The organism is Brachybacterium kimchii (genome assembly GCF_023373525.1).
Lineage (GTDB): Bacteria > Actinomycetota > Actinomycetes > Actinomycetales > Dermabacteraceae > Brachybacterium > Brachybacterium kimchii.
This window is the reverse complement of sequence record NZ_CP097218.1, coordinates 1,306,847-1,321,262: the sequence shown is the minus strand read 5'-3', so window position 1 is coordinate 1,321,262 and position 14,416 is coordinate 1,306,847. Positions and strand designations below refer to the sequence as shown.

Annotated in this window: 13 protein-coding genes; 10 read left to right on the top strand and 3 right to left on the bottom strand. The window is 71.6% G+C overall.

What is annotated here, in order from left to right:
* Positions 1-58: 58 nt before the first annotated feature.
* Positions 59-355 carry a DUF4193 domain-containing protein gene (locus M4486_RS06415; RefSeq protein ID WP_152353089.1) on the top strand — a complete coding sequence of 99 codons (297 nt, stop codon included), beginning with the start codon at positions 59-61 and terminating at the stop codon, positions 353-355.
* Between the two features lie 147 nt (positions 356-502).
* On the opposite strand, the gene M4486_RS06410 is transcribed toward M4486_RS06415, so the two are convergent.
* Entirely contained in the window at positions 503-1,003 is a 501-nt protein-coding gene (locus M4486_RS06410) for a DUF3093 domain-containing protein (RefSeq protein WP_249480323.1), read from the bottom strand.
* A 65-nt stretch (positions 1,004-1,068) separates the two neighbouring features.
* Here M4486_RS06410 and dut point away from each other — a divergent pair, with 65 nt between their 5' ends.
* From dut to M4486_RS06390, 4 genes are read left to right on the top strand one after another with little or no spacing between them, the layout of a single operon-like run.
* Positions 1,069-1,623 carry a dUTP diphosphatase gene (gene dut, locus M4486_RS06405; protein WP_346731773.1) on the top strand — a complete coding sequence of 185 codons (555 nt, stop codon included), beginning with the start codon at positions 1,069-1,071 and terminating at the stop codon, positions 1,621-1,623.
* A gap of 2 nt (positions 1,624-1,625) precedes the next feature.
* Entirely contained in the window at positions 1,626-2,453 is an 828-nt protein-coding gene (locus M4486_RS06400; RefSeq protein ID WP_249480322.1) for a DUF3710 domain-containing protein, read from the top strand.
* 10 nt (positions 2,454-2,463) lie between these two features.
* Positions 2,464-2,922: a single stranded DNA-binding domain-containing protein gene (locus M4486_RS06395; RefSeq protein ID WP_249480321.1), complete on the top strand. Its 459-nt coding sequence runs from the start codon at positions 2,464-2,466 to the stop codon at positions 2,920-2,922.
* Positions 2,919-3,680: a DUF3159 domain-containing protein gene (locus tag M4486_RS06390; protein WP_249480320.1), complete on the top strand. Its 762-nt coding sequence runs from the start codon at positions 2,919-2,921 to the stop codon at positions 3,678-3,680. Before M4486_RS06395 ends, M4486_RS06390 begins: the two co-directional genes overlap by 4 nt.
* Before the next feature lie 8 nt (positions 3,681-3,688).
* Here M4486_RS06390 and M4486_RS06385 read toward each other — a convergent pair whose 3' ends face one another.
* Both M4486_RS06385 and M4486_RS06380 read right to left on the bottom strand, forming a co-directional pair.
* On the bottom strand, positions 3,689-4,423 hold the full coding sequence (locus M4486_RS06385; protein ID WP_249480319.1) for a potassium channel family protein: 735 nt from the start codon (positions 4,421-4,423) through the stop codon (positions 3,689-3,691).
* Positions 4,420-5,136, bottom strand: a complete 717-nt coding sequence (locus M4486_RS06380; RefSeq protein WP_249480318.1) for a potassium channel family protein — start codon at positions 5,134-5,136, stop codon at positions 4,420-4,422. Before M4486_RS06380 ends, M4486_RS06385 begins: the two co-directional genes overlap by 4 nt.
* Before the next feature lie 132 nt (positions 5,137-5,268).
* On the opposite strand from M4486_RS06380, the gene M4486_RS06375 reads away from it, so the two are divergent.
* The 5 genes from M4486_RS06375 to M4486_RS06355 all read left to right on the top strand — a co-directional run bounded on the left by M4486_RS06375 (position 5,269) and on the right by M4486_RS06355 (position 14,386).
* A complete protein-coding gene (locus tag M4486_RS06375) occupies positions 5,269-7,503 on the top strand; it encodes an APC family permease (protein ID WP_249480317.1) in 2,235 nt (744 codons plus the stop codon).
* A gap of 5 nt (positions 7,504-7,508) precedes the next feature.
* Positions 7,509-8,855 (top strand): class I SAM-dependent RNA methyltransferase, encoded by a 1,347-nt coding sequence (locus M4486_RS06370; protein WP_249480316.1) that lies wholly within the window; start codon positions 7,509-7,511, stop codon positions 8,853-8,855.
* 164 nt (positions 8,856-9,019) lie between these two features.
* The gene (locus tag M4486_RS06365) at positions 9,020-11,821 is read left to right on the top strand and encodes an aconitate hydratase (RefSeq protein ID WP_249480315.1); all 2,802 of its coding nucleotides are present in this window, start codon (positions 9,020-9,022) and stop codon (positions 11,819-11,821) included.
* Positions 11,822-12,108: 287 nt separating this feature from the next.
* Positions 12,109-13,092, top strand: coding sequence for a phosphotransferase enzyme family protein (locus M4486_RS06360; RefSeq protein WP_249480314.1), 984 nt, complete (start codon positions 12,109-12,111; stop codon positions 13,090-13,092).
* A 427-nt stretch (positions 13,093-13,519) separates the two neighbouring features.
* The gene (locus M4486_RS06355; RefSeq protein WP_249480313.1) at positions 13,520-14,386 is read left to right on the top strand and encodes an aldo/keto reductase; all 867 of its coding nucleotides are present in this window, start codon (positions 13,520-13,522) and stop codon (positions 14,384-14,386) included.
* Positions 14,387-14,416 lie beyond the last annotated feature (30 nt).

Sequence of the window (14,416 nt, the reverse complement as noted above, 5' to 3'; positions counted from 1 at the left end):
GACACTCCTTTTGTGCCCGGACTCCCGACTCTTCTCCTGATCGAGGTATTGACTTCCGATGGCCACTGATTACGACGCACCGCGCAAGAACGACGACGAGTCCTCCGAGGATTCGATCGAGGAGCTGAAGGGCCGCCGGAACGAGGCCGCGACCCCCGCGGTCGACGAGGACGAGGCCGAGGTCGCCGACGGCTACGAGCTCCCGGGGGCGGACCTCTCCGGCGAGGAGCTGTCCGTGCGCGTGCTCCCGCGCCAGGCGGACGAGTTCACCTGCGGGAGCTGCTTCCTGGTGAAGCACCGCAGCCAGATCGACCATGTCGAGGGCACGGTCATCATCTGCAAGGAATGCGCCTGAGGGGACGCATCCCGCGCCCTGCGGCGCCGGCGCTCATGAGAACGGGGCGGCACACCATGTGGTGTGCCGCCCCGTTCCTCGTCCCGTCGTGATCACGGACCCGATCGGATGATCGGGCCCGCAGATCGGGGGTCGGGGCCCCGCGGGTCAGGAGCGCTGGGAGCGCGCGCTGCGCAGGGCCAGGGCGAGATCCTCGGGCCGACGCGTGGAGAGCACCCACGCCGGGGTGGGATCCGCCTCGTCGAGCACCGGCACGCGCACGCCCGTGTGCACCCACCCGCGCGTGAGATGGAAGGCGAGGGGTTCGAAGCCCACGGACATCGCGACGGTCCAGCCCTCCTTGTCGAGGACCTCGGGCTCGCCCAGCAGATCCACGGGGATCTGCGCGCGTCCCGCCCTCAGGGCGGCGCCCGAGACCTCGAGGACCGGGCTCGCCATCGCGAGCATCACGCACACGCCGACGACGCCGACGATCCCCACGGCCAGCGAGAGCGCATGGGACAGCGGCACCAGGATGACCCCCAGGACGCTGCCGAACGCGACCCCCACGATCCAGACGCCGATGCTGGGCAGGAGCCTCTCGCGATGGAGCGGGGCGGCATCGGAGAGCGCGCGGGGACGGGCGGAGTCGGCGGAGGCGTCGGGCATGCGCCAATCGTCTCACGCGCACCGGAGAGCATTCTGCGGCACCCGGGTGCGCCTAGTCTGGAGTCATGACCATCGACGAACAGGCCGCGGCCGAGCCCGGGGGAGCGCCCCGCATGCCGGTCGTGCTCGCGGAGGAGGCCGTGCTGCCCTACCGCGCGCACGCGCACGACGCCGGCTTCGACCTCATCAGCTCCGAGGAACTCGTGATCCCCGCCCTGGGCAGGGCCCTGGTGGGAACGGGCGTGAGCCTCGCCCTGCCGGAGGGGACGGTGGGCCTGGTGTGCCCGCGTTCCGGGCTCGCCGTGCGCCACGGGGTGACCGTTCTCAACGGACCCGGCGTCGTGGACGCCGGCTACCGCGGCGAGGTCAGGGTGCCGCTGGTGAACCTCGACGGCGAGCAGGAGTTCGCGGTCCACCGCGGGGACCGCATCGCGCAGCTCGTGGTGGTGCCCTTCGTCGCACCGCGCCTCGAGGTGGTCGCCGACCTCGAGGAGAGCGAGCGCGCCGACCGCGGCTTCGGCTCGAGCGGCGGCCTGCGGGCCGCCGAGGATCCGGGCGTGACCGTGATCTCGACCGAGGGCGCCGCCGCGACCGCGGCCGGCGCCGACGGGAAGGAGTGAGCATGGGACTGTTCTCCCGCAAGGACAAGGACACAGGCAGGGCCGAGGAGACAGGAACGGCCGAGGGCCGGGACGACGAGGCCGCCGCCGAGCAGGCGCTGTCGACGGACGAGAAGGACGACGCCTCGGCGTCGATGACGTCCGGCGATGCCGCGGTCGGCCCCGAGCAGGCGAGCTCGGAGGCCCAGGAGCCCGCCGCCGGGGACGAGGCGCTCGGCGGCGACCACCTCGAGGACGGGCCCCTCGACGCGGCCGATGCCCCCGAGGAGGACCGCATCGACCTGGGCGGACTCCTCGTGCCGATGATCGAGGGCATGGAGCTGCGCATGGAGATGGACCAGCGCACCCGGGCCGTCACCGGGGCGAACCTCGTCATCGAGGGCTCCTCATTGCAGGTCCAGGCGTTCGCGGCCCCGAAGTCGCGCGCGCTGTGGGACGAGGTGCGCACCTCGCTGCGCGGCTCCGTCGTCGAGCAGGGCGGCACCGCGGAGACCCGGCCGGGCCCCTTCGGCACCGAGCTCATCGCGCGCCTGCCCGTCAAGCGCTCCGACGGCCGCGTCGGCTACCGGCCCGCGCGCTTCATCGGGGTCGACGGCCCGCGCTGGCTGCTGCGGGCGATCCTCTCCGGCCCGGCCCTCGGCGACGCCGAGGCCTCGCGCGCCTTCGAGACCCTGATCTCGCGCATCGTGGTGGTGCGGGGCAGCGATGCCATGGCTCCCCAGGAGCTCATCCCGCTGAACCTCCCCGGGCAGCGACCCGGTCTGGTCCCCGCCGAGGACACCACGCTGAACCCGCTCGAGCGCGGGCCCGAGATCACGGAGATCGGCTGAGGGTGACCCGATGAGGACCAAGGAATCACGGAACCAGGATCCCCGGGCCGCGGAGGCGCGGGCCCGCGCGGGAGAGCGCCACGGCCGCGCCGAGCAGCTCGCCGAGCGCCTGCGCGGCCACTTCGTGGACAGCGAGGTGCTCGACGCCCGCGAGGCCGGCCGGCGCGCCCGGGAGGACGGCTTCGACTGCGCCCAGGACATCGAGCGCCGACGGGAGGTCCGCGTCACGGGCTTCGTCAGCTCGATGGTGATCCCGCCGACGAGCGCCCCGCAGTCCTTCGAGATCGACGTGTTCGACGGCACCGGCACCGTGACGGCGATCTGGCTCGGCCAGTCGCGGATCCCCGGGGTCGGACCCGGCACCCGGCTCGTGCTCGAGGGCGTGGCCGCCCGCCGCGGCCACCACAAGGTCATGTACAACCCGCGCTACGAGATCACCGGCCTGCCGGGCGAGGAGGAGGACGCGTGAGCTCTGCGCAGCGACCGGAGGAGAGGGCCGCTGGGCGCGCCGAGGACGCGACCGCTGGGCGGCCGGGCCGCGCCGCGCCGCGCTCGGACCACGCCGCGCCGCGCTCGGGAATGGGCGCTGTGCTCGCGGGCGAGGAGTTCTCCGTCGGCGACGCCCTCGGCGGCCCGCGAGGGATCGTCGAATCCGTCCTGCCCACGGCGCTGTTCGTGGTGCTGTTCGTGATCACCCGGTCGATCCCGATCGCGGGCGGGGCGGCCGTGGCCGTCGTCTTGGTCGCGCTCGTGGTGCGGCTCGTGCAGCGTCAGAACCCCTCGCAGGTGCTCGGCGGGCTGATCGGCGTGACCGTCGGCGCGATCTGGGCGCTGCGCTCGGGACAGGGCACCGACTTCTACGTGCCCGGGCTGATCACGAACGCGGTGGCCGCCGCCGTGCTCGTGGTCTCGATCCTGGCGCGCTACCCGCTGGTCGGCGTCGTCGTCGGCCTCCTGGACCCGCGCGTCGCCGCCTGGCGCGGGAAGCCCCTCGCCCGGCGCGCCTACACGCAGGCGACCTGGCTGTTCGTCGGCCTCTACGTGCTCAAGCTCGCCGTGCAGCTCCCGCTCTACCTGAGCGGGCAGGTCGCCGCGCTCGGCGTCGCGAAGCTCGTCATGGGACTGCCGCTGTTCGCGCTCGTGGTGTGGCTGGTGTGGATGCTGCACCGCTCGGTGCGCGCCCGCCTCGAGGCGGAGGCGGAGAGCGCCCCGGACGCGACGGTCTGAGCCCGCGCTCAGCGCTCCTCGGGGCGCACGCTGGGCATCTCCTCGGTGCGGATGCTCGGCAGCTCCTCGGGGTCCTGCGGTGCGCTCGGCGGTGCGAGCAGCTCCTCGAGGGCCTGCAGGTGCTCCGACTCGGCGAGGAACATGAGCTCGTCGTGCGCCTCGAGGGCGTCGTGGGCCGACGGGGCGATCGGCTGCCCGTCGCGGATGATGCCCACGAGCACGCACGAGGCGGGCCATCGCATCGAGCCCACCAGGCGTCCGACGATCGGGCTGCGGCGCGGGATCGTGATCTCGACCATGTCGGTGCGCGAGCCGGAGAAGCTGAAGATCTTCACGATCCGGCCCACGCTCACGGCCTCCTCGACGAGGGCCGTCATCGTGCGCGGCGTGGAGACCGCCACGTCCACGCCCCACATGTCCCCGAACATCCACTCGTTCGAGGGGTGGGAGACGCGGGCGACGGTGCGCGGCACCAGGAACTCCGTCTTCGAGAGCATGGAGGCGACGAGGTTGACCTTGTCGTCGCCGGTCGCGGCGACGACCACGTCGGCCGAAGCCACGTCGGCCTCCGAGAGCACGGCGAGCTCGGCCGCGTCGCCCTCGACCCACTGCACGCCGGTGACCGAGGTGCGCTTGTCCGGGGAGACGGAGCGGTCGACGAGCGTGACCGAGCGGCCCTTGGTCAGCAGCTCGCGGGCGATCGAGCGGCCCACGCTGCCGGCGCCGATGATGACGACCCTCATCGCGTCTCCTCCTCGGCGCCGCCGGTCCCGACCCTCCCGGCGGGGCCGCCGGTGTCGCCGCCGCGCGCATGGGCGAGGGTGCTCTCGATCTCGGGCAGGCGCGGTGTCGGCACCATCAGATGCAGCACGTCCCCCTCCTGCAGGCGGGTCGCGGGACCCGGCAGCACGCCCTCGCCGAGTCGGGTGAGCAGCGCCACGCGCGCCCCGGTCTCCTGTTCGATCCTGGACAGCGGCGCGGCCATCCAGGACTCGTCGGGCACCACGGCGATCATCGTGACCTTCCCGGAGATGTCCTGGTACTCGCGGCTCGCAGCGCCGGGGATCAGACGCCCCAGCATCTGGGCGCTCGTCCAGCGCACGGTCGCCACGGTCGCGACGCCCAGGCGCTCGTAGACCTCGGCGCGGCGCGGGTCGTAGATGCGGGCGACGACGTTGCGCAGCCCGTACTCCTCGCGCACCACACGGGCGGCGATGATGTTGGAGTTGTCGCCGCTGGAGACGGCCGCGAAGCCCGCGGCGGAGCGAATCTCGGCCTCCTCGAGGGTCTCGCGGTCGAAGCCGATGCCCGTCACGCAGCGGCCGGGGAAGTCACGTCCCAGGCGCTGGAAGGCCACGGGATCGCGATCGATCACCGTGACCTCGTGCCCGATGCGGAGGGTCTTGTGGGCGAGCATCGCCCCCACGCGTCCGCAGCCCATGATCACGAAGTGCACGGGGCCACGATAGTCCGCGCACATCCTCGGCGCGCACGCGGTCGTCGCGTCGTCGGTCCGGGAGCGCCGGGCTCCCGGTCCGCGTCCTCCCTCGGTGCGACGCCGACCGTCGGTGCAACTAGAGTGGACGTCGTGCCTGGCCCCTCCGGCGCGTTCAAGCGTCTCGTCCTCGGGCGCGCCTTCGCGACGGATCGCCTGTCCCGGGAGCGCCTCCCCAAGCGGCTCGCGCTTCCGACCTTCTCCTCGGATGCGCTGAGCTCGGTCGCCTATGCCCCCGACCAGATCCTGCTGACCCTCGCCCTCGCGGGCGTGACGGGCTACGTCATCAGCTGGTGGGTCGCCGTCGCCGTCGTGCTGCTGATGGCCGTCGTGGTCCTCACCGGTCTCAACACGGTGCGCGAGTATCCCGGCGGGGGCGGCGACTACGAGGTCGTGCGCACGAACCTCAACAGGGGAGCGGGACGCCTGGTCGGCTCCGCGCTGCTGGTCGACTACGCGCTCACCGTCGCGGTCTCCGTCGCCCAGGCCGCGAACTACACCTCGGGCATCCTGCCCTTCCTGCACAGCCACGAGATGTGGGTCGCGCTCGTGCTCATCGCCCTCATCGCGCTCGTGAACCTGCGCGGGGTGCGCCAGTCCAGCTCGCTGCTCGCGATCCCGGTCTATCTGTTCGTCGCCGCGATCGGCCTGATGGTCGTGATCGGCGCGATCGAGTCGTTCACCGGCGGCATCGGGCGCGCACCGAGCGCGGACCTCGATCTGGTCGCCGAGCCCGGGTACGCGCAGGGGCTCACGGCGCTCGGCGGCGCGCTCCTCGTGCTGCGCGCCTTCTCGAGCGGCAGCGCCGCGCTCACCGGCGTCGAGGCGATCGGCAACGGCGTGCCGTCCTTCCGTCCGCCCAAGGCGCGCAACGCCGGGATCGTGCTGCTCGCGCTCGGCGCGATCTCCTCGGCGATGATCCTGGGGATCATCGCGCTGGCCGCCCGCACGGGCGTGCGCTACGTCGAGGACCCCGCGAGCGAGCTCGTGCGGGACGGCGCCCCGATCCCCGACTACCAGCAGCTGCCGGTCATCGGACAGATCGCCCAGGCGCTCTCCGGCCCGGGGTCCCTGCTCTTCTACGCGGTGACCGCCGTGACCGGCATCGTCCTGTTCATCGCCGCGAACACCGCCTTCAACGGCTTCCCCAACCTCGCGAGCGTGCTCGCCGCGGCCGGCAGCTTCCCCAAGCAGATGCGCGTGCGCGGAGACCGCCTGGCCTACTCCAACGGCATCATCCTGCTCGCGGTCGCCTCCGGGCTCCTGGTGTGGTGGACCGGCGCCCGCGTGAGCGTGCTCATCCAGATGTACATCGTGGGCGTGTTCGTCTCCTTCAGCCTGGGGCAGCTGGGGATGGTCCGCCACTTCACGCGCGCCATCCGCCTCGAGATCCGCGGCGGCATGCGCCGCACCCTGCGCCTGCGCCGCGTCGTCAACGTCATCGGCTTCGTCGTCGTCACCGCCGTGCTCCTCATCGTGGTCACCACGAAGTTCACGCACGGCGCCTGGGCGGCGGTCGTGATCATGGGCGCCCTCTGGGTGCTCATGAGCCTCATCGAGCGCCACTACGCCTCCGTGCGTGCGCAGCTCGCGATCCCCGCACTCGCCGACGACGGGCCCGACGGTCCCGACGGCGACGGGGCCGAGGGGGAGAGCGCGGACGCGGACGGCGCGGGCCGGTCCGATGCCGTCGCGGGAGGCGACGCCGACGCCGTCCCGTCGGCCGCGGGGGAGGGGACGCTCATCGGTCCCCGCCTGCCCGGCCAGGGCGTGGACGACCCGACCGCACTGCCCTCCCGCTCCCATGCGATCGTGCTGGTCTCGGGGCTGGACCGGCCCACGATGCGCGCGCTGTCCGTCGCCTCCGCCGCTCGGCACTCGACCCTCGAGGCCGTCGCCGTGCACGACGAGGACGCCGATGCGCGCCGCGCCGTCGAGCGCTGGCGCTCCCTGGGGATCCAGGTGCCCCTGCGCGTGCTCTACTCTCCCTATCGGGACGTCAACGGTCCGGTCCTCGCCCACGTGCGCAGTCTGCTCAAGCGCAACCCGCGCGACGTCGTGATCGTCTACCTCCCCCTGTTCCTGGTGGGACACTGGTGGCTCTCGCCCCTGCACAACCACTCAGTGCGCCGTCTCGGCGACCGTCTCGCGCACCTGCCGCGCGTGGTCGTCGCGAGCGTGCCGTGGCAGCTCGGGCGGGACGGCGGACCCGACCGCCCGCAGCAGACCGACATCCTGGCGAGCGCGGGCACGGCCACCGCACAGGACCATCGCCGCGCCCGCCGGGCGCGCGAGGAGGCGAGGAGCGCACGGCTCCTGGGAAGGTGAGGACGATGGCACGGGACATGCGGCGCGCTGCGAGCGCCGAGCCCGAGCGGACCGCGCTGGGACGGCTGCTCACGCTCACGGTCGGCGCCCCGGCCGCCGGCGGCACGTTCGTGGCCCGCCATGAGGGCCGCGTCGTGTTCGTGCGCGGCGCAGTCCCCGGTGAGACCGTCGTCGCGCGCCTGCTCGAGGACGCGAAGAACTCCGCGAAGGCGCGCTTCTGGCGCGCCGAGACCCTCGAGATCCTCGACCCCAGCCCGGACCGCGTGCCCAGCGTCTGGCCCGAGGCGGGGACCGACGGCGTCGGCGGGGCCGAGTGGGCGCACATCGGCCTGCACGCGCAGCGCCGCCTGGCCACCGAGGTCCTCCAGGACCTGCTGCGCCGTGCGGGCGTCTCGACCCTCGCGACCGAGGAGGCGCAGGTCGAGCCCGCGCCGCATGACACCGACGGACTGGGATGGCGCACCCGGGTGCGCCTCACCCGTGGGGCCGACGGGCTGCTCGGCATGCGCGGCTGGCGCTCCCACGAGGTCCACCCGGTGGGGGAGAACCCCCTGGCTGCGGTAGAGATCCGCGAGCTCGGCCTGCCCGATCTCGCGCTGCCCGACGCCGTGGAGGCCGTCGATGCGGTCGCGCCGTCCGTCGGCCGTCCCGCCGTCGTCCTCATCGGCCGGGGCCTCTCGGCCGCAGGCGCCGGCGCCTCCGGCGGGTTCGAGGTCCCCGAGGGCCTCGAGGGCGTCGATCTCGCCGTCCAGGGGCCGACGGGTCTCACCGCGGTCTCGGGCGACGGCATGGTCACCGAGGAGGTCCTGGGACGGCGGTTCCGCGTGGGCGCGACGGGCTTCTGGCAGGTCCACCGCCAGGCCCCCGAGGTGCTCACCTCCGTGGTGCTGCGCGACATGGAGGCCCGCGAGGGCGACACCGTCTGGGACCTGTTCGGCGGCGTCGGGCTGTTCGCGGCCGCGCTGGCCGACGAGGTCGGGTCCGCGGGCCGCGTGCTCAGCGTCGAGGGCGACCGCCGCGCCGGGGCGCTGGCCGAGGAGAACCTCGCGGCCCTCCCGCAGGCGAGCGCCGAGACGGCCGACGTCACCGCGTGGGTGCGCGCCCAGGAGAAGGACCCCGATCGCGTGGTCATCGACCCGCCGCGCGCGGGTCTCGGCCCCGAGCTGATGACGATGCTGTGCGCGCGCACCCGGGAGCGGATCGTCTACGTCTCCTGCGAGCCCTCGACGCTCGCGCGCGACCTGAAGGCGGCCGAGGAGGCCGGCTGGCGGGTCGAGGACCTGCGCGCCTTCGACCTGTTCCCCCACACGCATCACATCGAGTCGGTGGCGGTTCTGACGCGCGCGTCATGATATATTTATCTTGACGTCAAGAGATAAAGTCCGGGCGGACGGCCGGCGTCGGCCGCCGCGCACCCCCTGATCGGGGGCCGGACGAGCACTGCGAGCCGTCGGATCACGCACGCCCCTGCGGATTACGATGGCACCACGCCCCACAATCGAAGGAGTTGCGCTCCGTGAGCACCGTGAACTCGTTCGGCGCGAGGGAGACCCTCGCCGTCGGCGACACCGAGTACGAGATCTATGGCATCGACACCGTCGACGGCCACGAGAAGCTGCCCTACAGCCTGAAGATCCTGCTGGAGAACCTGCTGCGCACCGAGGACGGTGCGAACATCACCGCGGACCACGTGCGCGCCCTCGGGTCCTGGGACCCCAGCGCCGAGCCGGACACCGAGATCCAGTTCACGCCCGCCCGCGTGATCATGCAGGACTTCACCGGCGTCCCCTGCATCGTCGACCTCGCCACCATGCGCGAGGCCGTCTCCGACCTCGGCGGCGACCCGGAGCGCATCAACCCGCTCGCCCCCGCCGAGATGGTCATCGACCACTCCGTGATGATCGACGTCGCGGGCCGCCTCGACGCGCTCGAGAAGAACATGGAGCTCGAGTACGAGCGCAACCGCGAGCGCTACCAGTTCCTGCGCTGGGGCCAGACCGCCTTCGACGACTTCAAGGTCGTCCCCCCGGGCACCGGCATCGTCCACCAGGTCAACATCGAGTACCTGGCCCGCACCGTCATGACCCGCGAGGTGGACGGCGTGCTGCGCGCCTACCCCGACTCGTGCGTCGGCACCGACTCGCACACCACCATGGTCAACGGCCTGGGCGTGCTGGGCTGGGGCGTCGGCGGCATCGAGGCCGAGGCCGCGATGCTCGGCCAGCCCGTGTCGATGCTGATCCCGCGCGTGGTCGGCTTCAAGCTGACCGGCGAGATCCCGGCCGCGGCCACCGCGACCGACGTCGTCCTCACGATCACCGAGATGCTGCGCCAGCACGGCGTGGTCGGCAAGTTCGTCGAGTTCTACGGCGAGGGCGTCGGCCAGGTGCCGCTCGCCAACCGCGCGACCATCGGCAACATGAGCCCCGAGTTCGGCTCCACCTGCGCGATCTTCCCGATCGACGACGTCACGGTCGACTACCTGCGCCTCACCGGCCGCTCCGAGGAGCAGCTCGCGCTCGTCGAGGCCTACGCCAAGCGCCAGGGCCTCTGGCACGACCCGTCGACCGAGGCCCAGTACTCCGAGTACCTCGAGCTGGACCTCTCGACCGTCGTCCCCTCGATCGCCGGCCCGAAGCGCCCGCAGGACCGCATCATCCTCACGCAGGCCAAGGAGAGCTTCCGCGAGGTGCTCCCGAGCTATGCGGCCGACGAGGAGCCGGCCGAGGCCGAGAGCACCGTGGTCCCCGAGGACGAGGGGACGTTCCCCGCCTCCGATCCGGCCTCGCTCGGCTCGGACAACGACTCCGGCGGCGACGCGCCCGTGCTGGACCTCAAGGTCCACGGCCGCGCCTCGAAGCCCACCGCCGTCGAGGGCAAGGACTTCTCGATCGATCACGGCATCGTCTCGATCGCCTCGATCACGTCCTGCACCAACACCTCGAACCCCTCGGTGATGATGGCCGCCGGCATCCTCGCCAAGAACGCCGTCGAGAAGGGCCTGGTCTCGAAGCCGTGGGTGAAGACCTCGCTGGCTCCCGGGTCGCAGGTCGTCACCGGCTACTACGAGAAGTCCGGTCTCACCGAGTACCTCGACGCGCTGGGCTTCCAGCTCGTCGGCTACGGCTGCACCACGTGCATCGGCAACTCGGGCCCGCTCGCGCCGGAGATCTCCGACGCGATCAACGAGGCCGACCTCGCCGTCACCTCGGTGCTCTCGGGCAACCGCAACTTCGAGGGCCGCATCAACCCCGACGTGAAGATGAACTACCTCGCGTCCCCGCCGCTGGTCATCGCCTACGCGCTCGCGGGCACGATGGACTTCGACTTCGAGAACGACGCGCTGGGCCGGGACGAGGACGGGAACGACGTGTTCCTGCGCGACATCTGGCCCTCGCCCACCGAGGTCGAGCAGACCATCGCCGAGAACATCACCCAGGAGATGTTCAAGGACGACTACGCCGACGTCTTCACGGGCGACGACCGCTGGCGCTCGCTGGACACCCCCGAGGGCGCGACCTTCGACTGGGAGGGCGACTCCACCTACGTGCGCAAGCCCCCGTACTTCGAGGGCATGGGCAAGGACCCGGAGCCGGTCGAGGACATCTCGGGCGCCCGCGTGCTCGCCAAGCTCGGCGACTCGACGACCACGGACCACATCTCTCCCGCGGGCGCGATCAAGGCCGACTCCCCGGCCGGCCGCTACCTGCGCGAGCACGGCGTGGAGCGCAAGGACTTCAACTCCTACGGCTCCCGCCGCGGCAACCACGAGGTGATGATCCGCGGCACCTTCGCGAACATCCGCATCAAGAACCAGCTGCTCGACGGCGTCGAGGGCGGGTACACGAAGAACTTCCTGACCGGTGAGCAGGAGTTCATCTACGACGCGGCGCAGGCGTACGCCGAGAAGGACATCCCGCTGGTCGTCCTGGCCGGCAAGGAGTACGGCACCGGCTCCTCGCGCGACTGGGCCGCCAAGGGCACGAAGCTCCTGGGCGTCCAGTCCGTCATCGCCGAGAGCTACGAGCGCATCCACCGCTCGAACCTCATCGGCATGGGCGTGCTGCCCCTGCAGTTCCCCGCGGGCGAGACCGCCGAGTCCCTCGGCCTCACCGGCGAGGAGACCTTCGACATCGCCGGGATCACCGCCATCAACGACGGCGCGACCCCGAAGACCGTGAAGGTCACCGCGACCCGCGAGGGCGCCGACCCGATCGAGTTCGACGCGGTCGTGCGCATCGACACCCCCGGCGAGGCGGACTACTTCCGCAACGGCGGCATCCTGCAGTACGTGCTCCGCTCGCTCGTCGAGGCCTGAGCCGCCGCAGTCGCACCCGACGGGCGCGGTGCCGGGCGACGAGCCCGGGCGCCGCGCCAGTCTCGTGCGTCGGCCCGCCGGATCGCCGACGGGCCGGGTCGCCGGCCCGCCGAACTGTCTGACCGCCGAACTGTCGGACCGTCGGTGCCACGATGGCCAGGATCTATGTCGTTCTGATGCCCAGAACGTCATAGATTCTGGCCATCATGCATTCCGAGGGCGACGGGGTTCCGCCCTCGCCCGAGATCTCCGTTGCGAGGCCGGGGAGGTCCGGTCATGCTGGGCCGATGGCCGACGAGACGGACACTGCAGGAGCCCGGGCGCATGCCGCAGGCTCGCCCGAGGCGCTCCGAGAGCTCTTCGACCTCGCAGAACTGGAGCCGGTGAGCCTGACGCGATTCGCCCGCGTGCACAGGGGGAGAACGGACGGCGGCGAGTCCGTCGTCGTCAAGGTCACCGATCGCCGTGCCGAGGCGATGGCTCGGTGGACGCGCGCCCTCGCGACGCGCGGGATACCCGTCGTCAGCCCGGTCCGCGGGCCTCGCGAGCACGCGGGGGAGCACTGGGTCGTCTACCCGTACATCGAGGGCGAGGTCTACGCGGGTCGTTCCGGACAGATCCGCAGTGCGGGCGATCTGCTGGGCAGGCTTCACGCGAGCGACGCACCCACCGCTGGGCTGGGGGAGTACGGGCACCCCGGGACCCGTCGGGCAGAGGTCGACAAGGATCTCATGGGGCTGCGCGAGGTGTTCGACGCGAAGCTCGCCCCTGACGCCGCGCGCCAGGCCCGAGCCATCGTCACCACCCTTGCCGAACGATGGTGGTCACGGTCGTGGCCGCTTCTGAAGGAACGCGACGAGGAGCTGCCGCGATGCGGAGTGAGCTCGGACTTCAAAGCCTCCAACCTCGTCTTCGCATCGCTCGGCCCCGTGCTCATCGATCCCGACAACGGCGGGGTCGAGCCGCGCCTCTTCGACCTCGCTGAGGCGCTCGTCCTGTTCCACTACGAGTCCCCGGGCGGCCCCGCGCGCATGATGGCGCCGTACGAGTGGCGGACCTTCGTCGCGGCGTACTCCGAGCACGTCTCTCTCACCCCCGCCGAGCGGGAGCTCTGGCCTGCTGCGATCGATCACCTCTGGTGGGAGGAGGGCACGTGGGTTCTCGCGGACAACGACGACGCCGCCTGGGCGGACCCGGTCCAGGGCGGCTACCTGCGCTCGCTCGCCCTGTGGGACCCGGAGCGCTATGGGCTGCCTGCTGAGGCGGCGTGATCTTCCCGCGTGTCGACGGATCACGACATTGCGGTGCGTTCGGCCGTGCGAGAGCAGCCAGCGGAAAACGGCGGGATCACCTGCTCGCACACGCTGTTGCGCCATCTGATCTCGGCGCGCCAGCCGTGCGGTGAGGCATGGGACCGCGACCCCTGTGATCGAGGCGAGTGGTGGATACGTGGAGAGCGCCACGAGTCGGAGCAGGCGACGCTCGAGTCTGTCGGAGTTCTGCTCGAGCTCGGCGATCTCGAGGTGACTCGGCAACTCCGAACGGGAGGCGAGAGACACGGGTCCGCGCTCCGTGCGGGCTCTGGGGGGATCTGTCAGGCCCTCTCGGTGGTCGGCCCGATTGCGGTGCACTGTATGAGGGCTTCTTCGGCCATCCGGCAGTGACAGGCGCCCACGATCACCGAATGAAGGGAACACCATGACGATCCTCGACGAGACCTTGACGATGAACGACGGCCACGAGATCCCGACGCTGGGGCTCGGCACCTGGATGATCGATGATGACGTCGTCGCCCAGGCCGTCCGCGACGCGGTATCGCTCGGCTACCGACACATCGACACCGCGGAGGGCTACGGCAACGAGCGCGGCGTCGGCGAGGGCGTCCGGACCTGCGACGTGCCGCGCGAGGAGCTGTTCGTGACGACGAAGCTGCAGGCCGATTTCAAGACCTACGAGGAGGCGAAGGCGGCGATCCAGGAGTCCCTGGAGCTGCTGGACATCCAGTACATCGATCTGATGATCGTCCACAGCCCGCAGCCGTGGGCGCAGTTCCACGGCGAGGACCGGTTCTTCGAGGGCAACCTCGAGGCGTGGCGGGCGCTGGAGGAGGCCCGTGCCGCCGGGCAGATCCGCTCGATCGGCGTGTCGAACTTCGAGCCGCGGGACATGGAGAACATCCTCGAGCGCGGCACCGTGGAGCCGGCCGTGAACCAGGTCCTTGCGCACGTCGGGAACACTCCGTTCGAGACGCTCGCGTTCTGCCGGGAGCACGGCATCGTCGTCGAGGCGTACTCGCCGATGGGCCACGGGGAGATCCTGGAGCACCCCGCGGTCGTGGCGACGGCCGAGAAGTACGGTGTCTCCGTTCCGCAGCTGTGCATCCGGTACACGCTGCAGCTGGGGGCGGTGTCGCTGCCGAAGACGGCGAATCCTGAGCACATGCGCTCCAACGCTGAGGTGGACTTCGAGATCTCGGCCGAGGACATGGAGGCGCTGAAGACGGTGGAGCAGGTGACCGACTACGGCGAGTCCAGCGAGTTCCCCGTGTACTGGCAGAAGGACTGAGCCGTCCATGATGGGCTGGGCAGGGAGAAT

What these genes read in the sequence shown, in the direction of transcription:
- M4486_RS06415 (WP_152353089.1), top strand. Translation starts at nt 59, where the DNA reads ATGGCCACTGATTACGACGCACCGCGCAAGAACGACGACGAGTCCTCC.
- M4486_RS06410 (WP_249480323.1), bottom strand. Translation starts at nt 1,003, where the DNA reads ATGCCCGACGCCTCCGCCGACTCCGCCCGTCCCCGCGCGCTCTCCGAT.
- dut (WP_346731773.1), top strand. Translation starts at nt 1,069, where the DNA reads ATGACCATCGACGAACAGGCCGCGGCCGAGCCCGGGGGAGCGCCCCGC.
- M4486_RS06400 (WP_249480322.1), top strand. Translation starts at nt 1,626, where the DNA reads ATGGGACTGTTCTCCCGCAAGGACAAGGACACAGGCAGGGCCGAGGAG.
- M4486_RS06395 (WP_249480321.1), top strand. Translation starts at nt 2,464, where the DNA reads ATGAGGACCAAGGAATCACGGAACCAGGATCCCCGGGCCGCGGAGGCG.
- M4486_RS06385 (WP_249480319.1), bottom strand. Translation starts at nt 4,423, where the DNA reads ATGAGGGTCGTCATCATCGGCGCCGGCAGCGTGGGCCGCTCGATCGCC.
- M4486_RS06370 (WP_249480316.1), top strand. Translation starts at nt 7,509, where the DNA reads ATGGCACGGGACATGCGGCGCGCTGCGAGCGCCGAGCCCGAGCGGACC.
- M4486_RS06360 (WP_249480314.1), top strand. Translation starts at nt 12,109, where the DNA reads ATGGCCGACGAGACGGACACTGCAGGAGCCCGGGCGCATGCCGCAGGC.
- M4486_RS06355 (WP_249480313.1), top strand. Translation starts at nt 13,520, where the DNA reads ATGACGATCCTCGACGAGACCTTGACGATGAACGACGGCCACGAGATC.